The organism is Paraplanobispora takensis (genome assembly GCF_016863195.1).
GTDB lineage: Bacteria > Actinomycetota > Actinomycetes > Streptosporangiales > Streptosporangiaceae > Planobispora > Planobispora takensis.
In genome coordinates this window covers 18873-40126 of sequence record NZ_BOOK01000019.1, presented here as the reverse complement: position 1 = coordinate 40126, position 21254 = coordinate 18873, and the positions used below count along the sequence as shown (strand labels likewise).

The window sequence follows — 21254 nt, the reverse complement described above, 5'->3', positions numbered from 1 at the left end:
GTCGAGGTCGATCACTCGATCACGCCGATCGCATGCCGGATCAGGAGGCCCGGCGGCAGGTGGGGTGGCACAGGCGGCGGGCCAGGGCGGACAGGAAGACGTCGATGATCTCGCCGGGCTGCTGGGCGACGTGCAGGGAGCCGTTGGTGACCGCGGCGACCTGGGCGAGGGAGGACCGGTCGAGGTCGCGGCCGAAGGCGAGGACGACGATCTGGACGGGATACTGCGGGTCCCACTCCTCACGCAGCGCCTGGAGCAATCCGCTGTCGGAGATGCCCTTGCCGTCGTCCTTGCCCGCGGTGATGACCAGCAGGGTGTTGTTCATCTTGTCGTCGTAGGCGCCGGTCACCTCGCGGAACCCGGCGAGGATCGCGTCGTTGAGGGAGCTGGAGCGCTTGGGGTCGGCGCGCAGGGTGCGGGTGAGCTCCTCCAGGCGGCTGCGCCGGATGACCTGGCCGCCGTCCGGCTCGGTGATCGGGCCGAGCTTCACCTGCTCCCGCCGGTCGCCGGAGCCCTTGCCGTCGGCGAACTCCCACATGCCCATGTGGGTGGAGTTGGGGAACAGCTGCAGGCCCAGGCGGGCGGCGTCGAGGGCGACCGACAGCTTCGTCTTGCCCTTCTGCCCCTCGATCGGCTCGGCCATGTGCCGGGAGCTGTCGGCCAGGACCAGGATGTTGGTCGGCGGCGCCAGCCTGCTCCACGCCTCCAGCGCCTCGTCGATCGTGGCGGGCAGGATGGTCGGGCGGGTGCGGGGCGAGGTGGTCGGGATCTCCGGTCCGGGCGAGTAGGGGCCCAGGGAGCCGTCGGCCGAGCGGAACCCGGCGCGCCGTACCGCGTCCTGGGTCTCGGCGGAGCGCAGCCAGTCGGCGAAGGCCCGCGACCCGCCCGCCTTGACCGGGTCCGCGGAGGTGACCACGTAGGGATAGTCCAGGTTGATGGTGCCCTCGCGGGGGTGGAGGGCGACCACCGGGTCGGAGGACGGGGCGCGGTTGTGGGTCCACACCGACTGCTCGGGGACGATCACGACCGGCCGCTTCCAGAAGGACCGCTCGTCGACCGCTTCGAGCATGCTCCGGTAGTCGGGCGCGGACCCCGCCTGCGCCCAGCGGACGAAGGCGGTGAGCGCCCGGTCGGCCTCGGGGCCGGTGCCGACCACGTCCCTGGCCGCGGCCACGGTGGCGATTCCCGCCCCGGCGAGCGACGGGTCGGGGACGCGGACCACGTCGGGCTCGTTCTCGGTGGGCTGGACCCGGCCCCGGGTGGTGGCCGGGAAGACCATCCGCCAGTTCATGTCGGTCTCGCCGACCGCGAACCGGTCGGCGAGGGACTTGCGGGTGGCGAAGACCAGGGGCGAGGTCGCCATCACGGTCTCGGTGCCCGCCAGGTCGTCGGCGCCCTGCTTGCGGGCGAGCCGGATCCAGGCGGAGGAGTCGGAGATCCAGCCGTCGGGGCGGGCCGGCAGCACGCCGGCGGTGTCGCCGATCAGCGTCCGCAGCACGGTGGCCGGCGGCTGCTCCGTAACCTGTACCAGTACGCAGCGGCCGTCGACCTCCGCCTTGGCGGCGTTGAAGCGCTCGGCCGCCTCCATCGCGGTGGGCGCGATGTCCACCGCGGCGGCGACGTCGACCAGGACGGAATCGCCCCCCGAGCACGGCCCGCCCACCCGGTCGAGCGCCAGCACTCCCGCCCCGGCCAGGGCGACCGTGAGCGCGACGGCGGCGAGGGTGAGACGTTGACGCACCTGCCGGCGGCGCCGTTCGGCGCCGCCGGCCACGCGATGCCGACCGGGGGTGGACACGCTTGGACCTCTCGTCAGGGGAATGACGATTCTCCCAACCAACCCCTTACACAGCGCAAGTCTGTATAGAACATGTTATAGACGGTCTAGCGGGATGAAGTTACGCACGCTTTGACAAACTCCGTCACTGGCCGCCGCGGCGGCCAGTCGCTCCGCGTCCGGAACGCCGTACGAGGTCGTCCGCTGCCGCAGCGGACGCCCGGTCGGAGCCACCATCGCCGCGATGTCGGTGATCGTCTTGAACGAGCCGTTCTCCGAGCCGGCCATCCGGCTGATCGTCTCCTCCATGAGCGTGCCGCCCAGGTCGTTGACCCCGCCCTGCAGGACCTGGCGGCACAGGTCGTCGCGGAGCTTCACCCATGAGCACTGGATGTTGGCGATCGCGCCGTGCAGCAGGACGCGGGCCAGCGCGTGCACCGCCCGGTTCTCCCGCGCGGTCGGTCCCGGACGGGCGATCCCGGCGAGATAGATGGGCGCGCTGTGGTGCACGAAAGGCAGCGGCACGAACTCGGTGAACCCGCCGGTCTCCTCCTGGATGCGGCGGATGAGCCGGATGTGCCGGACCCAGTGGGCGTGGGTGTCCACGTGGCCGTACATCATCGTGGAGGTCGTCGGGATGCCCAGCCGGTGCGCGGTCGAGATGATCTCCACCCACTCCTCGGCGGGCAGCTTGCCCTTGGTCAGCACCCAGCGCACGTCGTCGTCGAGGATCTCCGCCGCGGTGCCGGGCAGCGAGTCGACGCCGGCCTCCCTGGCGGCGGTCAGCCAGTCCTCGATGGACATGTTCGTCCGGCTGGCGCCGTTGACGACCTCCATCGGGGAGAACGCGTGGACGTGCATCTGCGGCACCCGGGCCTTGACCGCCCTGGCGATGTCGAAGTAGGCGTCGCCGGGCAGGTCGGGGTGGATGCCGCCCTGCATGCACACCTCGGTCGCCCCGGCCAGCCAGCCCTCCTGCGCCCGGTCGGCGACCTGGTCCAGCGAGAGGGTGTAGGCGTCGGCGTCGGTACGGCGCTGCGCGAAGGCGCAGAACCGGCAGCCGGTGTAGCAGACGTTGGTGAAGTTGATGTTCCGGTTGACGACGTAGGTGACCTCGTCCCCCACGGCCTCCCGGCGCAGGCCGTCGGCGATCCTGCACAGCTCGTCCAGGGCCGCGTCGTCGGCCCCCGCGCCGTTCTGGTCACCGGCGAGGTCGAGCAGGACCAGCGCCTGCTCCTCGGTCAGCCCCGCCGGGTCGCTCTCCGCCCGCCGCAGCGCCTCGCGCACCTCCCCCAGCCGCAACGCGACCCCGGAGGCGGCGGGCAGGCGCTCCCTGAGGGCGTCCCAGTCGCCGTAGACGTGGTCGAAGTCGTCGCGGCGGTCGGCGGCGCGGCCCTCGGCGTCGACGGCCGTGTGCAGGTCGGTACGGCCCGCGGAGGCGAAACCGCCGTCCGGCTCCTGCCAGGGGCGGCCCACGATCTCGGCGTCCTCGCGGGCCAGGCCGGTCGCGGGGTCGGCCAGGGCCGCGACATGGGCGCTCAGCCGGGGGTCGAGCCAGGGCTCGCCGGCGAGCACGTACTCCGGGTAGATCGTCAGGCGCTCCCGCAGCGTGAACCCGGAGGCGGCCGTGCGGGCGGCGAGCTCCTCGATCTGCGGCCAGGGGCGCTCGGGGTTGACGTGGTCGGGCGTCAGCGGGGAGACCCCGCCCCAGTCGTCGATCCCGGCCCGGATCATCAGGTCGTACTCGGAGTCGACCAGGTTCGGCGGGGCCTGCAGGCGCACCTTCGGCCCGAGCACCAGGCGGGCCACCGCGATCGTGGCGGCCAGCTCCTGCAGGTCGGCGTCCGGCATGCCGCGCATCGCGGTGTCCGGCTTGGCGCGGAAGTTCTGGACGATGACCTCCTGGAGCCCGCCGTACTCCCGCGCCACCCTCCGCAGCGCGAACAGCGACTCGGCCCGGTCCTCGACCGTCTCGCCGATGCCGATCAGGATGCCGCTGGTGAAGGGCACGTTGGAGCGTCCCGCGTCCTCCAGCACGCGCAGCCGTACCGCGGGGTCCTTGTCCGGGGAGCCGTAGTGCGGCTGCCCCTTCTCCTCGAACAACCGCCGCGAGGTCGTCTCCAGCATCATGCCCATCGAGGGCGCGACCGGCTTGAGGCGCTGCAGGTCGCGCCAGGTCATGACCCCCGGGTTGAGGTGCGGCAGCAGGCCGGTCTCCTCCAGCACCCGGACGGCCATCGCCCGTACGTAGGACAGCGTGTCGTCGTAGCCGTGCGCGTCCAGCCACTCCCGCGCCTGGTGCCAGCGGTCCTCGGGCCGGTCGCCCAGTGTGAACAGCGCCTCCTTGCAGCCCATCGCCGCCCCCTGCCGGGCGATCTCCAGGACCTCGTCCGGGCCCATGAACACGCTGTCGAGCTTGTGCGGGGCGGTGGCGAACGTGCAGTACCCGCAGCGGTCACGGCACAGCCGGGTCAGCGGGATGAAGACCTTGCGGCTGTAGGTGATGATCCCGCGCCGCCCGGCGGCCTCCAGACCGGCGTCCCTGACCCGCCCGGCGTGGCCGAGCAAGGCCTGCAGGTCGTCGCCGCGCGCGTGCAGCAGCACGGCGGCCTCGGCCGGGTCCAGGGTCTTTCCGTCGCGGGCCCGGGCCAGGGACCGGCGCATCGCGGCATCGGTGGGGTTCACGCTCATGCCCGCACCCTACGGCGCGACGGACTCTCCTCCGGAGCCGGGTCTACGGTGTAGACTCAGAGTGTTCAGCGTCTCTAAACGAATCAATGAAGAAAGTCTCGATAGACGTAAATGCTTGCGCTTGCATAGATTAGAGGCACACCGCAGGACCACTCCCCAGGAGACGGAAATGATCTGGTTCATCCTCGCCCTGTTCGCCATCGCCGCCCTCGCCCCCCTGATCGGGGCGGACACGCGCGACGGCCGTGACTGGCAACCCGCCGAGCCCGACCCCTACGAGATCAGGACGCGCGACGGTCGCGTGCCGGCGTTCGCGGCCCGCGAGCGGACGGCCTCCCGCCGGCCGACGCCGGTAATCGGCTGACCCGGCACCAGGCTCGTCCGCACCCGGATCACCCGCACCCGGCTGACCCGGCTCGCCCGCACCCGGTTCGCCCGGCGGCGGCCACCGGGCGCCGCCGGCGCTCCCCGGACAGCCGAGAATTGTCCGCGACGTGCCCGGCCTCCGCCTGCTCCAGCATCTCGGGGATCACCTGGGCACCCGGAGCGTCCGGCCGGAAGGCCTCCTGGGCGTCGCCGACGGCCCGCATGAACCCGGTGTTCCTGATCAGGCCGCCCTCGCCCTCCGGCACGGTGAACCGGGTGAACACGACGGGCACGCCCAGTGCGGTCACCGCGTCGTGGAAGCGCACCGCCCGTCCCACGACGCCGCTGCGGGCCACGGGCTCGGCCAGCATCCCGCCGAAGAACCCCTCCGCCTTGATCACGTTGACCTGCCAGTGCAGGGCCAGGACGGCGGTACGCCGCGGGTCGAGAGCCATGACCAGATCCTACGAGGACCCGATCCGCTCAGAAGGAGCGGTAGTCGCGCGGGGCCGTCCTGGGGCCCCGGGCGGGAGGCCTGCGGCCGGTCAGGGCCAGCAGCCGGCCGACCCGGTGGCGGTGACCCCGGTAGGGGGCGAGCAGCCGGAGCATCCCGGCGTCGTCGGTCCGCTGCCCGCTCAGCGACCAGCCGACCAGCGACGGCAGGTGGTAGTCGCCCACCGAGACCGCGTCGGGGTCGCCGTGCGAGCGCTGGCGCACCTCCGCCGACGTCCAGACCCCGACCCCGGGCAGCGCCCGCAGCAGCCGGTCCAGCTCCGCGCTGCCGGTGGCGGCCTCCAGCTTCGCCGCGTACCGGGCGGCGTTCGCGATCGTCCTGGCCCGTACGGCCTCCGCCCCGGCCCGGTGCCAGTCCCACGACGGGATCGACCGCCACACCTCGGCCTCGGGGAAGACCCGCATGCCCTCGGGGGCGGGACCGGGGGCGGGCTCGCCGTACCGGGCCAGCAGCCACCGCCACGCCCGCCGCGCCTCGGCGAGCACGACCTTCTGCTCCAGCACGGCCGGCACCAGTGCCTCCAGCACCCGTGAGGTCCGCCCGATCCGCAGCCCCGTGTGCCGCCCGACCGCCCGGCGCACCACCTCGTGCCTGGGGACGAACCCGGACAGGTCATCACCCGCACCGAGCAGCGCGGGCAACGTCTCCAGCAGCCACTCCGCCCCCGGCCCCCACGCCGAGCCCAGGACCTTCCCCTCGCACCGGGAGATCCGGAGCGTGCCCGGTCCGTCGGGGGTCCGGCAGATCCGCCAGGTCGCCCCGTCGGGCGTGACACGCCAGGTGGGGTCCCCGTCACCGCGCCGGTACGGGTGCAGGATGAGCGTGATGTCCAGCGGCCCGTCCGGCCGCCAGCGCCGCTCCCGGACCCCGGGCCGCCCGGCGGCGCCCCCCGGTTCTCCGGACGGCCCCGCACAGCGGGGTCCCGCGGGGGGAGCCGCGCCGTACCGGAGGTCCACCTTCTCGCCCTCAGACGTCGCTGGAGAAGCGGATCGCGCACTCGGGGAGCGTGACGCCCGGCCAGAGGCGGCTGCCCGCCAGGAGCTCGTTGCCCGGCCCGACCACCGCCCCGTCGCCGATCACCGCGTCGCGCAGGACGGCGCCGGAGGCGATGCGGGCGCCGGGCCCGACGACCGAGTCGGTCACCGTCGCCCCGGAGCAGACCACGCTGTCGTCGCCGAGCACGCTCCCGCTGACCTGCGCGCCGGACTCGACGACCGCGCGGGCGCCGACCGTCGTCCCCCCGTCGACCTTGGCCTCCGGCGAGATCACGGCGCCGGGCAGGGCCAGCAGCTCGCCGACGGGGCCGGGCAGGGCCGGTGAGGCCAGGCGGCCGAGGACCAGGTCGCGCGAGCCCTTGACGAAGGCCGCCGGGGTGCCCACGTCGAGCCAGTAGGCGGAGTCGGCGTAGCCGAGCACCAGGGCACCGGACTCGATCAACCCGGGGAAGGTCTCCCGCTCGACCGAGACGACCTCGCCCTGCGGGATCGTGTCGATGACCGAGCGGGTGAAGACGTAGCAGCCGGCGTTGATCCGGTTGGTGACCGGGTTGGGCGTCTTCTCCAGGAAGGCGGTCACCCGGCCCTCGTCGTCGGTCGGCACGCAGCCGAACCGCGAGGGGTCCTCGACCTCGGTCAGGTGCAGGGTGACGGCCGCCCGCCGGGCGATGTGCCGGGCCACCTGGTCGGCCGTGTCGTGCCCCGACAGGATGTCGCCGTTGAGCACCAGCACGGGCGCGTCCGGCCCGCAGGTCAGCGCCTGGGCCGCATTGCGGATCGCGCCGCCGGTGCCCAGCGGGGTCTCCTCGGTCATGTACTCGAGGGTCAGGCCGAAGGCCGAGCCGTCACCGAAGGCCTCGCGGAACATCTCCGCCCGGTAGGACGTGGCGAACACGATCCGCCGCACGCCCGCCTGCCGGGCCTGCGTGAGCTGGTGGGCGAGGAAGGGCACTCCCGCCGTGGGCAGCAGCGGCTTGGGCGTGCCGAGAGTCAGCGGACGCAGGCGCGTTCCCCGCCCTCCGACGAGGAGGATCGCCTCCAGCTCCGGCAAAGAGGTCTCCGTCATCCCGCGAGGTTAGCTCACTCTTCGGCGGCTCGCTGGTAGGCGAGCATGTGCGCTTCGGCCGATGTCTCCCAGGTGAACTCTCTGGCGCGGGCCGTCCCCGCCGCCGAGAGCGTCTCCCGTCGCTCGGGGGAGGTCAGCAGCTCGCGCAGCGCCTCGGCGATGCCGGCGGCGTCGGGCTCGGTGTAGGCCACCGCGTCGCCGCCCACCTCGGGAAGCGAGGCCCTGTAGGTGGTGAGCACCGGGGCGCCGCAGGCCATGGCCTCCAGGACCGGCAGCCCGAAGCCCTCCCCCCGCGAGGGGAAGGCCACCACGAGCGCCCCGCCGAGGAAGCCCGACAGGTCGCCGAAGGGCAGGTAGCCGGGCCTGACCACGCGCACGGCCGAGGACACCTCCCCGACCGCGGCGTCCACGTCGGCGTCGTGGATGCCGCCGCCGAGCACCAGCGCGGGCGGGTCCTGGAGGTCCTCCACCGCCCTGGCGAAGCCCCGGATCAGGTTCGGCACGTTCTTGCGGGGCTCCAGCGCGCCCAGGAAGGCGACGTACGGCGTGCCGTGCAGGCCGAGCCGGTCGGCCACGTGGCCGATCTCCTGCGGGGTCGGCCGGTGGAACAGCGCCGGGTCCACGCCGTGGTAGGCGACGTCGATCCGGGTGGGGTCGGCTCCGAGCACCCGCACCAGTTCGTCCCTGGTCGCCTTGGACGGGACGATCACCCGGGAGGCGCGCCGTACGGAGCTGCGGGTCGCGCTGCGGAAGAACGAGGCCTTGACCGAGCCGTGCTGGGAGGGGTCGGTGAACCAGGTGACGTCGTGCACGGTCACCACGGTCGGCACGCCGGAGCGCAGGGGGATCGAGTAGTAGGGGGCGTGGATCACGTCGGCGCCGGCCTGCTGGGCGAGGACCGGGACCCCGGTCTGCTCCCAGGCCAGCCGGGCGGCCCGGTTGGTGATCGCCGGAGGGCCCGACATGATGCGGGCGGAGGGCGCCAGCCGGGCGTACCGCTCGGCGTCGGCGCGCTGGCACACGATCGCCAGGTCGGCCCCGGCGCGGGCGAGCGCGGCCAGGAGCCCGTCGACGTATCTGATCAGCGCACCGCGATCAGCCGGGACGGCGGCCGCGTCGACGAGCACACGAGGCGTCACGGAGGATCGCTCCCCTCAACGAGCACGCGGGACCGGCAGTCCCCTCTGCGATTCACCCTATTGCCAGAATCCCCCGGAGCGTGAGGTGAATCACACGGCTTTTCCCGGGATCGCATCGTTCCCCGCGTCGTCCCCGGTGGGGGTGCCGCGCCGGGCCGCCAGACCCGCCGCGCCCGCGCAGACGAGGTCGCCCAGGATGATCACGACGCGTGAGCAGAGGGCCGCCGCGATGGCGGATCCGCGGTCCATCAGGGGCGCCAGCACGGCCACCATGGCCACCTCGCGCACCCCCGCCCCGGCCGGGACCACGAACGTCATGATCCCCAGGCACCAGGACAGCGCGAACGCTCCGACGGAGAACACCACCGCCGAGGCGCCCGAGGGGCCGAGCTGGTTGACGATCGCGGCCAGGTGCAGGCCGTAGGCGGCCCAGCCGAGCAGCGCCCAGCCCAGCGCGGTGAGCATGCCGCGCCGGGTCAGCGGGCGCTCCAGCGGCTCGCGGCCCAGCCTGCGCAGCCCGAACCCGATCACCGCGTTGACCACCCTGGGCTCGAACGCCACCGCGAGCACCGGGATCAGCAGGAACATCCAGGCGTACGGCGCCGCGGCGCCCGGCCGGGCGGCCAGCAGCGTCACCGCCGAGACCAGCAGCCCGCTGCCGAGCTGGACCGGCATCGTCAGGAAGAACGCCGCGGCGCTGCGCGGGCGGGGGACGCCCAGTTCGCGGCCCATCTCCATCTGGGCGAGCACCGGCCAGAGGGAGCCGGGGATGTACTTGCCGAGCTGGCCGACGAAGAAGACCTTGGCCGCGGGCCTCGGCGGCAGCGGCGAGCCGAGGTCGGCCAGCAGCGACCGCCACGTCATCATCCCGCCGCCCAGCGCCGCCACGACCACGAGCAGGGACAGCACGAGCGACGGCCACGACAGCCGGGCGAACCCGGAGCGCACGGCGTCCCACTGGCTCGCCACCGCCCACGCCCCGAAGCCCAGGGCCACCAGCAGGAACGCGACGCGGATCAGCCGCTTCACAGGGTCTGGACGGGGTCGGGGGGCTGGGGCAGGCGCCGGCCGGCCGGGCGGCGGGTGCTCTTGGCCGCCACCCACAGGTAGGTCGGCACCACCGGCAGCAGCGCGCGCAGCACCGCGCGGGGCAGCCGGGACAGCACGCCCTCGGCCACGCGGCCGATCACGCCCGGGAACAGCTCCGAGCCGGCGAAGGCCGCCGGGGTGGCGAGCACCGGGAAGGTGTAGTCCCACACCCGCAAGCCCCGGGCCATCCTCCGCAGCCCGCGCCGGGTCCGGTAGCGCTCGTAGTAGCTGTCGGCCCGGCCGGACAGGCGGACGTAGCGGTCGGCCAGGGCGGGCGGCAGGTAGGACAGGAACGGGAGCCTGTAGTGCGGCTCCATGATCCCCAGCCGGTTGCCCAGCCCCAGGTAGAGCACGCCCTCGTCGCTGAGCACCCGGCGCATCTCGGCCATGATCGCGTCGGGGTCGACCACGTGCTCGTAGATGTGGTTGAAGACCAGCACGTCGATCGAGCCGTCGGGGAAGGGCAGGGCGGTGCCGTCGGCGCACACGAACGTGACCCGCTCGCCGAAGCGCGCGGACGCCTTGCGCAGGCCGGGCACGTCGATGTCCACGCCGAAGGTGCGGGCCGCTCCCGCGTTCGCCAGCTCGTCGGCGATGAACCCGGCCGAGCAGCCGATGTCGGCGACGGTCAGCCCCGAAAGGACGTCTTCGTCCCGGCCGAGGAAGTGGCCGAGGACGGCCACGATCTTCGCGGCCTTCCTGCGGCGCTTGTCCTCGTCCAGCATCGCCGCCTGGAACTCGGAGTACTCAAGCTGCGCCACTCGTTTCGTGCTCACGGGGCCCTAGGCTACCGGCGCGGCCGAACCCTACCGCCGAGTAATGTCCACGTCGTAGTCTTGGCCAATGCTCAGCCGTCTGCGATCGAGCCGCCTGCTCCGCGTTCTGCTGGCGCTGGTCGCGCTGGCCTTCGTCGGCTACGGCCTGGCCCGCAACTGGGACGACGCCGTCTCCGCGCTCACCCGGCTGTCCTGGTGGTCGGTGGCCGGGGCCTTCGCCGTCGTGATGGCCGGGGCCGGGATCATGATGATCGCCTGGCAGCGGGTCCTGGCCGGGCTCGGCTCCGCCTTCCCGATGCGCACGGCCGCGCGCGTGCTGTTCGTCGGCCAGCTCGGCAAGTACGTCCCCGGATCGGTCTGGGCCTACGCCGCGATGATGGAGCTGGGCCGCGACCACGGCTGCCCGCCCCGGCGCACCTTCGGCGGCACCTCGATCGGCCTGGTGATCTCGCTGGGCTGCGCGGTCGGCCTGGCCGCCGCCACGCTCCCGTTCACCGCCCGGGCGGTGGCCGAGGAGACGTGGTACCTCGCGCTGATCATCCCGGTGATCCTGGTCTGCCTGCACCCGCGGATCCTCACCTGGGGCCTGAACCTGGCGCTGCGGATCGCCCGCCGGGAGCCCTTCGACGAGGTGCTCTCCGGCCGGACCCTGCTGGAGGTCACGGCCTGGACGATCATCGGCTGGCTGGTGTACGGCCTGCACCTGTGGCTGGTCCTGGGCGATCTGACCGGTGACTTCTCGCTCTATCTGCTCGGCGCCGGGGCCTACGCCTTCGCCTGGGCCACCGGTCTGCTGTTCGCGTTCATCCCGGCCGGGGTGGGCGTGCGCGAGGGCGCGATGGTCCTGGTCCTCGCGCCGACGATCGGAACGGCCAACGCCCTCGTCGCCGCCGTGATCTCCCGGCTGGCCTTCACCTTCACCGACGTGGCCTGGGCCGGGATCGGCTTCCTGCTGGGCCGCCGTCAGCGCCCGGCGGCCGGGCCCGCGGGGCCCGCCGAGCCCAGCAGCGCCTCGACGTACGCCGCCCAGTAGGGCTCGGGGTCCACGGCCTTGACCCCGGCGCGCAGCCGCTCGGGCTCGCCCGGCTCGTAGAAGCGCGCCAGCGCCGCGCGCAGCGCCTCCACCGACCCAGGCTCGACCAGCAGCCCGTCCACACCGTCGGTGACGTGGTCGCCGAGCGTGCCGACCCGGGTGGCGATCACCGGGACGCCCTGCTCGTGACCGAGCCACACCTGCTGGCTGGCCGTACCGCTCCGGTAGGGCAGCACCAGCGCGTCCACGTCCTCGAACAGCCCCGGCACGTCCTCGGCGGCGACGTATCCCGGCCGCAGCTCCACCCGGCCGGTCAGGCCCAGCTCGGCGATCAGCGCCTCCGTCTCCGCCAGGCCGCCCCAGAACTCCCCGGCCACCCGCAGCGAGACGCCCGCGGGCAGCGCGCGGATCAGCAGGTCGAGCCCCTTGTACGGGCGGACCAGCCCGAAGAACAGCAGCCGGCCCCGAGCCCCCAGCGGCCGGGTCCGCCCGAGGACGCCCGCGGCGGCCCCGGCCGGCAGGTGCGGGGCCATCTGCGCCACCGTCACCGGCGCGGGCGCCAGCTCGCGGGCCAGCGCCGCCTGCTCCTCCGAGTGCGCGAGCACCCCGTCCACCCGGCGCAGCAGCGCCCTCATCAGCGGCGCGTCGTACGGCTTGCGCTCGTGCGGGAGCACGTTGTGGCACAGCGCCACCACCGGGGTCCGGCGGCGCAGGCCGTACAGGATGCCGAGGTAGGGCGGGACCTGCACCGGGCTGAGCACCACGAGGATCACCAGGTCCGCGGTGCGCAGCCGGCGTCCGCACTCGGCCCAGCCGTCCGGGCGGCGCCAGTCGAGCCGCCGGAAGGAGCGCGGGTACGGCTCGCCGTCGGGGCTGGCCGCGGTCTGCTGCCCGGGATACAGGAACGACGGGTACTGCGCCTTCCACGACTCGATGACCACCTCGTGCCCGGCGGCCGCCAGGCGGTGGGCCAGCTCGGTGGTGTGCGCGGCCCCGCCGCCCTTGTAGGGGTAGGTCGGCCCGATGATCGCGATCCGCATGGGTCACTCGCTCCTGGAGCGCACGATGAGGTCGGCCAGCAGCGCCAGCGACCCGATCAGCAGGCCGGTCACGAAGATGATGATCGTGTTGTTGGCCAGGTAGAACGGGTTCTTGATGTTGTCGTAGACCCCCTTGGCGATGCCGATGCCGACCAGCCAGATCGCGGGGGGCATGAGGACCTTGAGCGGGTTGAAGTACATCACCATCCGCAGCACCTGCAGGATGTAGCGGTAGGCGTCGGAGACGAAGCTGAACTTCGACTTGCCCGCCCGCTTGCTGTACTCGATCGGCAGATAGTAGACGTCGTGCTGGTTCGACAGGAACGACAGCGTGATCGTCGTGACGCAGGAGAACCCGGGCGGCAGCAGCCGCAGGTACGGCCTGGCGACCGACTTGCGGAAGGCCCGCAGGCCCGAGTTGAGGTCGGGGATCCTCTGCCCGGCCAGCCGCTCGGCGACCTTGCGGATGAACCACTTGGCCGGGACCCGCAGGAACTTGTGCGAGCCCTCCTCGGTGGTCCGCGCGCCCACGACCTGGTCGATCGCGGAGTCCTTCTCCAGGATCCTGACCAGCTCGGGGATGCGCTCGTTCGGGTAGGTCATGTCCGCGTCGGTCCACACGACGATCTCGCCGCGCGCCTCCTGCGTGCCGATCCTGCGCACGGTGCCCGAACCGCCGTTGCGGTGGAAGGCCCTGATCCGCATGTTCGGGAAGCGCGGCGCGGCCTCCTGCAGCCGGGCGAGGGTCTGGTCGGTGGAGCAGTCGTCCACGGCCACGAGCTCGTAGGTGTAGCCGCTTTCGTCCATGGCCCGGCAGATGCGCTCGACCTCGTCGATGACGTGGTCCTGCTCGTTGTAACAGGGCAGGACGATCGTGACGTACGGCGTTGCGTCCACAGCTGGTCCACTCTCGGGGGTCTCGGGCGTGCTCACGACGGGCGAGGATACTCTGCCCAGCTCGCGACCGTACCCACATCGTCCGGTTCGGCCGTCCGCGGGGGTTCCCGGCCGGCCGCCCGCGGGGCGCTACAGGTCGTTCCGGACGGGGAACACCCTGTGGACGCCGGGCAGGGGCTCCAGCGCCCTGACGATCTCCGCCGTCCCCACCGGGCGAGCGAACTTCACGTAGAAGCTCTCGTACAGCCGCTCCGGAGGGATGGGCTGGTCCTGCTCCGGGACCGCCGGTCCGTAGTGTCCCAGCAGCCGGGCCAGATGGCCGCGGTCCTGCAGATAGACCGCCTCGACGCCGGGCAGCTCCCGGATCCGGTCCAGGACCGCCTCCTTCTCCGCCTCGGTCGCGGCCCCCTCGACCCCGCCGGGCCGGTTCTCCGTGCACCCCTCCTCCCGCGCCTCCGCCGCCGCGCACAGATGGACCGCGACGTCCGCCTTGCCCGCCCAGAAGTCCACGGGCACCCGGATCACCCTCCTGACCTCCGGGAACGCCGTTATCTTCGCGACCACCGCGGCGAAGTCGTCGCTCCGGCGCAACGTGCCCCGGAGATAGGCGGTGAAGGTCACCCCCTCCGTCTCCTGCGGCTCACCCCTGGCGGCGTACAGGGCCAGCGTCTCCCTGCGGTTGTCCGCCTCGCTCACATAGGCGACCTCGGCCAGCTCGGGCATCGCCCGCATGCGCGCCGCCACCGCCAGGTGCTCGGCCTCGCCGGCCTTCGGCCGTCCGGGGCACAGGCCCTCCCCCGGGCCGTAGCCGCCGCACAGCAGGACCGTGAACCGCGTCTGCTCGGGGAAGGCCACCGCCGGTGGGGGCAGCGGCTCGCGGGAGCGCTGGTGGAGGTACCAGCCCCCGGCGCCGCCCGCCGCCAGCAGCACCGCCACCGCGGCGCAGACCGCCGCCAGCCGGGGACGCGCCCTCCACCACGCCCGCAGCCGCGGTTCCCGGTCCGGGTCCCCGCCGCCGAAGGAGAGTTCCTCATGCCGCGGGGACGGCTCGCCGTGATCGGGGAAGGACATGCGACGACTATCCCAAACCGCCCGCCCGCATCACCAGGAGTACCCGACGGGGTACACGCCCCCGACCCCGGGCAGGCCCTTCACCGCCTCCGCGACCGCGGCGCGGCCGGCGGGGTCGGCGAGCTTCACGTAGAAGGTCGCGCGGGTGCGGTCCGCCCGCGGGGTGGTGTGCTCGGCCGGGTCCTGCGGCTCGTACTGCCGCTTCAGCCGCATGAAGTCCTCCCGCTTCTGCAGGTAGACCGTCTCGACGCCGGGCAGGTCCCAGAGCCGGTCGAGGATGGCCTTCTGCTCCGCCTCGGTGGCCGGGGCCCCGCTCCTGGCCGTCCGGCCCTCCTGGCACCCCCGCGCCGGCCGTTCCCCCTCCGCGCACAGCGCGACGGCGAGATCGGCCTTCCCCTCCCAGGCGTCCGGGAGCTCCCGGAACACGGCGACGACGCCGGGGATCTCCTTCAGCCGGTCCGCCACCCCCTTGAAGTCCTCCCTGCGATGGAGCACGGCCTCGACGCTGGCGTGGAAGAACAGCTCGTCCGCCAGCTCCGGCTCGCCGATGGCCGCGTAGTAGGCCAGCGACCTGCGACTGTCATCCTCCTTGCTCACGAAGGTGACGTCCGCCAGCTCGGGCATCGCCCGCATGCGCGCCGCGATCGCCTGACCGTCGGCGTCCGTGACCTCGCCCCTGCGCAGGCAGCTCCACGCCTCCACCCGCTGCCCGCACAGGTGGACCACGACGCGCACCTGCCCGGAGTCCCGCGCCTCGGGCGGGGGCAACGGCTCCCGGGAGCGCTCATAGAGATGACGCCCGCCCGCCACGGACGCGCCGATCAGCACCAGCACCGCGGCGCACGCGGTCAGCAACCTCGTGTGCGTCCTCAACCACACCTGGAGCCGCGACTCCCGATCGGGATCGCCACCACCGGAAGAGAGCTCCTCATACCCCTCATACCCCGAGGACGACTCGCCATGATCGGGAAACGGCATGAGCCGACTATCCCAAATCCCTCAGGCGACTGTCATCCACACGTCGATCGAAAGGGACCAGGTGCCGTCGGGGGCCTTGACCAGGGAGCGTTCGTCCTGGCGGGTGCGCAGGGCCAAGGTCTGGACGGGCGCGCCGTACGGCGTGAGCTGGGCGGGCTCGGCGGCGAGCAGGACGGGGACGCGGCCCGCCTCCCGGATGCGGCCGATCAGGCGGGTGACGTCGGCGGGGGCGGGTGTGTCCTCGCCGTGGGGGACCTCGACCCCGGCGGCGGGGAGGCCGCACACGCCCCGGACGAGCTGGGTGAACCGGTCGGCGGTGACCCGCTCCACGAGCAGTACGGAGGCGTTCTCCGGCAGGGCCGCGCACATGGCCTCGACCGCCGCCCGCTCTCCTCGCCCGACCGGGGTGAAGGCGGTCCCGATGGAGGTCACGGCCGGTGGGACGACCAGGAGGACCACCCCGAGGACGGCCCCGGTCCGGGAGGCGGCGAGCCGGAGCAGGGGCGCGGCGAACCGGTCCCCGCGCCCGGCGATCTCGGTCCGGGCAGCCTCGTGGTCCTTCCTGGTGGTCTCGGCGGCGTCGCGGTCGTTCCTCCCGGCCTCCCGCTCCCGCGCCTTCTCCCCGATCCAGCGCAGCCCCCAGACCGCGAGCAGGACCAGGCCGGGGATGATCACCGGGACCAGCCGCCGGGCGGCGAAGGGGTGGTCGGGGGTGATGGCCGGGCGGTAGAGCGTGGTGACCGTCGTCCAGCCGACGATCATGAGCGGGAGCAGCCACTCGGAGGCGGTCCCCCTGAGCAGTCTGTGGACCAGTACGGCTCCCGCGAGCGTGGCGAGCACCACGGCCGGAGGTCCGATGTACCAGGCCACCCAGTGCAGCGCGTCCTCGTAGTACAGCCGCGAGCCGTCCACCGGCAGCCCGTTGGCCGCCTGGGTCTTCTCGATGAAGTCCGAGGTCAGCAGGTCCTCGGAGGTGGTCGCGTGGCGGGTCACGGTCTGCAGCCACGGCCGGGCCGCGAACAGGCCCATGACGAGCACGACCGCGCCCGCCGCCAGGCCGGGCAGCCGCCGGACCCGGGCCAGGCGCCCGAGCGGGCCCGCGAGCCGGGGGGCGAGGGCGGCGGCGACCGCGGTGAGGAGCAGGACGGCGGCGCAGACGGCCAGCAGGGGGAGCAGGGACCCGGAGAGATAGTCGAGGTACGGTGCGGCGAGCACGACGGCTGCGAGCAGCCCGAGCCCGGCGCCCGCCAGCAGCCCGGCCAGCAACGGCACCCCGAGTCTCCCGTCCCCGCGGAGACCGGGCCCCTCCGGGAGTCCGTCCCGGCGGAGACCGGGAGCCTCCTCCCGGCCCTCGATCCGGCGCAGGGCGATCAGCAGTCCGGCGTACACCAGCACGGGCAGCACGTCCCGCAGGCCGTCGATCCTGACCAGGACGGCCAGTCCGAAGACAAGCCCGGCCAGGGCCGCCGCGACCATGGCGTCCCGGGCCGCGCGCAAACGGGCGCGGGCGTCGAGCAGCAGGGACATCCCGCCGAAGATCATGATGAGGGACGGGATCTCGCTGAAGGAGGCCCGGGAGGTGTACAGGATCGGCAGGCCGACCGCGAACGCCAGGGCGGCCGGGGGGGACAGGCGGGGCCCCGCCAGGCGGGCGGCGGTTCCGGCGAACACGAGGACCGCGAGGGCGCCCAGGACCGGCGGGGTCAGCAGCAGCCCCGGCAGCCCGCCCAGCCAGTGGCCGATCGCGTGGAGCATCGGAGGGCCCGGCATGAACTGCGGCACGACCGCGCCGGCGTGGTCGTAGAAGCCCACGCTGCCGAAGCGCAGCGCCGGGTCCCGGCCGCCGAAGGCCGCCTCGCCGTACGGGATCGGCAGGGAGCCGCGGGTGGCCAGCCAGGTGGCGTACTGCGCGTAGGTCGCGGGGTCGCGACGGACGATCAGCTGCTCGCTGTGCAGGACGGCGCTGAAGACTCCCGAGCCCAGAGCGATCGCGAGCACCCCGGCCGTCTGCCACCCGGTCGCCGGGGCGGGCTCGGGCAGTCGGCGCAGGCCGTACCGGCACAAAAGGATCGCGGCGGCCAGGCCCAGCGGGACGACGACCTGCGGCCGGAACCAGCCGAGCATGAGCAGCGGCAGCCCGGCCAGCAGCCAGCCCGCCAGCGCGAGCGCGGGAACGGCCGACGCCACGGCGAGCACCCGGCCCGCCGAGAGCCCGCGCACACGATCCAGCCGGCCGGTTGTCATGATCCCACCGAGGGTAGCGGCACCCGCCGCCGTGATGGCCCCGGGGAGGCGAAGGTCCCGGGGAGGCGAAGGTCCCGGGGAGGCGAAGGTCCCATGGGGTGACCGGCCCGGAGGCGGCGGTGAAGCCGGGGCCGCAGGCCACCGGGAAGGTCCGCGGGGGCGGCCGGAGCCGATAGCGTACGCGCAACGTGCGAAAGGGGCGGGGTTGGGCGGGCGGGGACGGCGGTGGCGGGTCCGGGAGCACCGGCGGTTCCCGGCGCTGCTCCGGGAGCACCGGTGGTTCCTGGCGGTGCTGGGGATCGGGACGCTCCTGCGGGCGGTCGCGATGCTGGGCTACCGGCCGGCCATCTGGTTCCCCGACTCCTACACCTACGTGGTCACCGCGCTGAAGCCCCGTCCCGACCTCGTCCGCCCGGCCGGGTACTCCATGCTCCTGCGGCTGCTCGAACCCTTCCACAGCTTCGCCGTCGTCGCCCTGGTCCAGCATCTGCTGGGCCTCCTCGCGGGCGTTCTGGTCTATCTGACCGCCCGGCGGCTGGGCGTGCCCGGCCGGATCGCGACCGCGGCGTCGGTCCCCGCGCTGCTGGACGCCTACCAGATCGAGCTGGAGCACCTGCTGGTCTCCGACACCCTGTTCACCGTACTGGTCCTGGGGGCCGTCTGCCTCGCCGTGTCCCCGCGCCTCGAAGGCCGGTCGCGGGCGGCCGTGGCCGGGGCGGCCGGGATCGGGCTGCTGCTGGCGGCGGCGACGCTCACCAGGACCGTCGGCCTGCCCCTGATCGTGCTCTTCGCGGCCTGGCTGCTCTACCGGGCGCGCGGGCGGGTCCTGACGGCGGGGGTGGCGCTGGCGGCGGCCATGCTGCCGGTCCTCGGATACGGCGCGTGGTTCTACGCGACCTACGAGCGGGCCGGCATCGTGGGCGCGAACGGGGTCTTCCTCTACTCCAAGACGATGACGTTCGCCGACTGCGCGGTGATGAGGCCCCCGGCGGACGTGGCCGTGCTGTGCGACCCCCGGCCGCCCGAGCGGCGCCCGCCCGCCCAGGAGTACATCTGGAGCGCCGACTCCCCCCTGGTGAAGCTGCCCGGCATCACCTTCACCGAGGAGAGCGACACGCTGGCCGGGCGCTTCGCGTCGCTGGCCATCCGGAGCCAGCCGCTCGACTACGCGGGCTCGGTGCTGTCGGAGCTGGCCCGCACCTTCAGCTGGAACCGCCCGGTCTATCCGGACGCGGAGATCTACGGCTACTACCGCTTCCCCGCGCAGCCGCCGCCCCCGCCCGGCCGCTATCCGGCCACGGTGGGGGCGGAGTTCGCCCACCGCTACGAGCAGGGGCCGATCGCCACGGTGATCGTCGAACCGTACGCCGGTCTGCTGCGTACCTACCAGGACATGATCAGACTGCCCGGCACGGTGCTGCTGGTGATCCTGACGGCCCCGCCGGTGCTGGCGGCCGTACGGCGGCGGCGGGGCGGCGGAGAGGGCAGGGCGGAGGGGGGTCCCGCGCCGTGGGTGATGCCGTGGGCGACGGCGGTGGCGCTGCTCGTGATGCCGCCGGCGGTGGCGCAGTTCGACTACCGGTACGTCCTGCCCGCGGTGCCCGTCGCGTGCCTGGCCCTGGCCCTGGCGGCCCGGGGGGCTTCTTTCAAGAACATTCCATGAAATGTCCGAATTTGAGTATGCTGGGCGACCGGATTATCACGACGGCAGCAGGGGGCGGTCATGACCAAATTCCGTTCATCACGGCTCCCCGCACTCGCCACGTGACCTACTCTTTGGGCGCAATGAGCCAGCTGAACCAGCGCAGCGTGTTGCCGCCAAGCGAGGAGATCGCATGAGCGACCACCGGCATGTCGCCGTGAAGGACCGCCGGATCGAGCCGACCGACCCGGGTCGCAGGGCCCTGCGGCGCGCGGGCGACGACGAGCCACCGGCGCCTGCACAGCCGGGCGGCAGGCGGCCCCGCGGCGGCAAGCGCAAGAGCGCGATCAGCGCGGGCGGATGGGTCAGCATCGTGATGACCGGCGTCCTGGTGGTCGGCACGCTGGCGGGCTACAAGTTCTACCGGGACATCGAAGGCAACATCAAACGCCAGGACGTCGAGAAGGACCTCGGCGCCAACCGCCCGCCCGAGACCGGCGCGCTCAACGTGCTCCTGGTCGGATCCGACAGCCGTGAGGGCGACGACAACAAGAGGTACGGCCAGCACATGCAGGGGCAGGGCGAGCGGACCGACACGATCATCCTGCTGCACGTCTCGCCGAACCGCGACAAGGTCACCCTGGTCAGCTTCCCGCGTGACTCGATGGTCCAGGCCCCCGAGTGCAAGAACCCCAAGACCGGGGCGATCATCCCGGCCGGTCTCAAGCAGATCAACGCGACCTTCAACGACGGCGGCATCGCCTGTACGTGGAAGACGATCGAGACGCTGACCCAGATCCACATCAACCACTTCGTCAAGGTCGACTTCTCCGGGTTCAAGGGCATCGTCGACGCCCTCGGCGGCGTCGAGATCTGCCTGCCCAAGGACGTCTTCGACAAGAAGGCCAAGCTCGATCTGAAGAAGGGCAAGCAGATCGTCAAGGGCGAGACCGCCCTGGCCTACGTGCGCGCCCGCTACGCACTCGGCGACGGCAGCGACACCGACCGGATCAAGCGGCAGCAGGTCTTCATGACCCAGGTGATGAAGCAGGCCACCAGTTCCTCCCTGCTGACCGACCTGGGCAAGCTGAACGACTTCCTGAAGGCGGCCACCGCCTCGGTGACGATGGACCGCAACCTCGACACCAGCCGGATCCTGGAGATCGCCCGCAGCGCCGGGTCGCTGACCGAGAAGAGCATGACGTCGGTCACCGTGCCCTGGAAGCCGTACGAGCCCAAGCCCGCGCAGGTCGAGTGGAAGCAGCCCGAGGCCAACGAGCTGTTCGAGGCGATCCGCACCGACGTCGAGGTGACCCCCGCCCCCAAGGCCAGCGCCAGCGCCCCGGCGCGGCCGACGGTGAAGAACGAGCAGGTCCGGGTCCAGGTCATCAACGGCACCGGCAAGCCCGGCCTGGCCACGGAGGTCGCCGGCAAGCTGGCCGCCCAGGGTTTCGTGGTCACCCACGTCGGCAACGCCTCCGCGGCCGGCGGCGGCCCCGTGCCCGCCACGAGCGTGCGCTACGCCAAGAAGGACGCCGCCGACGGGACCGTCCACGCCGACACCCTGACCCTCCGGCTCTCCGGCGAGCGGCTCACCCCGGCCGCGGGCAAGACGAAGCCCGGCGACATCACCCCCTACCCCGCCGCGCCCCCGACGGCCTCGACCCTCACCGGCCCGGTCGTCCAGCTGGTCATCGGCTCCGACTGGAAGGGCGTCCGGGTGCCCAGCATCCCCACCTCGCTCAAGGACAAGGTCATCGACCACACGACCAACCCCTGCCAGTGACGGGTTCCGGTGCCGCGGGCCGCTCCGGGCGGCCCGCGGCACCGGAGAGTCACAATTTCCCGCTAACCCGGTCAAACATCTCGGCTCGTGCGACAGGTGGTGCGGAAGCGGTTTAGGGTGGGCAGGTCGGTGAGGCGAGTCCCACACGGC

The 21254-nt window shown here is 73.1% G+C and carries 17 protein-coding genes; 4 read left to right on the top strand and 13 right to left on the bottom strand.

Annotated elements, in window-relative coordinates; genetic code table 11:
• Positions 1–40 precede the first annotated feature (40 nt).
• Entirely contained in the window at positions 41–1798 is a 1758-nt protein-coding gene (locus tag Pta02_RS14385) for a substrate-binding and VWA domain-containing protein (protein WP_203875301.1), read from the bottom strand.
• Between the two features lie 75 nt (positions 1799–1873).
• Positions 1874–4468, bottom strand: a complete 2595-nt coding sequence (locus Pta02_RS14380; protein WP_203875300.1) for a bifunctional FO biosynthesis protein CofGH — start codon at positions 4466–4468, stop codon at positions 1874–1876.
• Positions 4469–4637: 169 nt separating this feature from the next.
• Between Pta02_RS14380 and Pta02_RS14375 the strand changes: the two genes are divergently transcribed.
• Entirely contained in the window at positions 4638–4832 is a 195-nt protein-coding gene (locus Pta02_RS14375) for a hypothetical protein (protein WP_203875299.1), read from the top strand.
• Between the two features lie 28 nt (positions 4833–4860).
• On the opposite strand, the gene Pta02_RS14370 is transcribed toward Pta02_RS14375, so the two are convergent.
• The 6 genes from Pta02_RS14370 to Pta02_RS14345 form a co-directional block, all read right to left on the bottom strand.
• Positions 4861–5289: an isochorismatase family protein gene (locus Pta02_RS14370; protein ID WP_203875298.1), complete on the bottom strand. Its 429-nt coding sequence runs from the start codon at positions 5287–5289 to the stop codon at positions 4861–4863.
• A gap of 28 nt (positions 5290–5317) precedes the next feature.
• Positions 5318–6181 carry a DNA-3-methyladenine glycosylase family protein gene (locus Pta02_RS14365; RefSeq protein ID WP_203875313.1) on the bottom strand — a complete coding sequence of 288 codons (864 nt, stop codon included), beginning with the start codon at positions 6179–6181 and terminating at the stop codon, positions 5318–5320.
• Positions 6182–6314: 133 nt separating this feature from the next.
• Entirely contained in the window at positions 6315–7409 is a 1095-nt protein-coding gene (manB, locus tag Pta02_RS14360) for a mannose-1-phosphate guanylyltransferase (protein WP_203875297.1), read from the bottom strand.
• A gap of 14 nt (positions 7410–7423) precedes the next feature.
• Positions 7424–8548: a glycosyltransferase family 4 protein gene (locus tag Pta02_RS14355; RefSeq protein ID WP_239130521.1), complete on the bottom strand. Its 1125-nt coding sequence runs from the start codon at positions 8546–8548 to the stop codon at positions 7424–7426.
• Positions 8549–8638: 90 nt separating this feature from the next.
• Positions 8639–9577 (bottom strand): lysylphosphatidylglycerol synthase transmembrane domain-containing protein, encoded by a 939-nt coding sequence (locus Pta02_RS14350; protein WP_203875296.1) that lies wholly within the window; start codon positions 9575–9577, stop codon positions 8639–8641.
• Positions 9574–10413, bottom strand: coding sequence for a class I SAM-dependent methyltransferase (locus tag Pta02_RS14345; protein WP_203875295.1), 840 nt, complete (start codon positions 10411–10413; stop codon positions 9574–9576). Before Pta02_RS14345 ends, Pta02_RS14350 begins: the two co-directional genes overlap by 4 nt.
• A gap of 67 nt (positions 10414–10480) precedes the next feature.
• On the opposite strand from Pta02_RS14345, the gene Pta02_RS14340 reads away from it, so the two are divergent.
• A complete protein-coding gene (locus Pta02_RS14340; RefSeq protein WP_203875294.1) occupies positions 10481–11446 on the top strand; it encodes a lysylphosphatidylglycerol synthase transmembrane domain-containing protein in 966 nt (321 codons plus the stop codon).
• Here the strand turns inward: Pta02_RS14340 and Pta02_RS14335 are convergent.
• The 5 genes from Pta02_RS14335 to Pta02_RS14315 form a co-directional block, all read right to left on the bottom strand.
• Positions 11377–12486 (bottom strand): glycosyltransferase family 4 protein, encoded by a 1110-nt coding sequence (locus Pta02_RS14335; protein ID WP_203875293.1) that lies wholly within the window; start codon positions 12484–12486, stop codon positions 11377–11379. The two genes, Pta02_RS14340 and Pta02_RS14335, sit on opposite strands and share 70 nt — an antisense overlap.
• A 3-nt stretch (positions 12487–12489) precedes the next feature.
• Complete coding sequence (locus Pta02_RS14330; RefSeq protein WP_203875292.1) at positions 12490–13419, bottom strand: glycosyltransferase family 2 protein; 930 nt, start codon at positions 13417–13419, stop codon at positions 12490–12492.
• Positions 13420–13512: 93 nt separating this feature from the next.
• Entirely contained in the window at positions 13513–14454 is a 942-nt protein-coding gene (locus Pta02_RS14325) for a permease-like cell division protein FtsX (protein ID WP_203875291.1), read from the bottom strand.
• 30 nt (positions 14455–14484) lie between these two features.
• Positions 14485–15327 (bottom strand): permease-like cell division protein FtsX, encoded by an 843-nt coding sequence (locus Pta02_RS14320; protein ID WP_203875290.1) that lies wholly within the window; start codon positions 15325–15327, stop codon positions 14485–14487.
• A gap of 126 nt (positions 15328–15453) precedes the next feature.
• On the bottom strand, positions 15454–17676 hold the full coding sequence (locus tag Pta02_RS14315; RefSeq protein WP_203875289.1) for a hypothetical protein: 2223 nt from the start codon (positions 17674–17676) through the stop codon (positions 15454–15456).
• A gap of 205 nt (positions 17677–17881) precedes the next feature.
• Here Pta02_RS14315 and Pta02_RS14310 point away from each other — a divergent pair, with 205 nt between their 5' ends.
• Both Pta02_RS14310 and Pta02_RS14305 read left to right on the top strand, forming a co-directional pair.
• Positions 17882–19339, top strand: a complete 1458-nt coding sequence (locus Pta02_RS14310) for a hypothetical protein (protein WP_239130519.1) — start codon at positions 17882–17884, stop codon at positions 19337–19339.
• A gap of 172 nt (positions 19340–19511) precedes the next feature.
• On the top strand, positions 19512–21104 hold the full coding sequence (locus Pta02_RS14305) for an LCP family protein (protein WP_203875288.1): 1593 nt from the start codon (positions 19512–19514) through the stop codon (positions 21102–21104).
• Positions 21105–21254 lie beyond the last annotated feature (150 nt).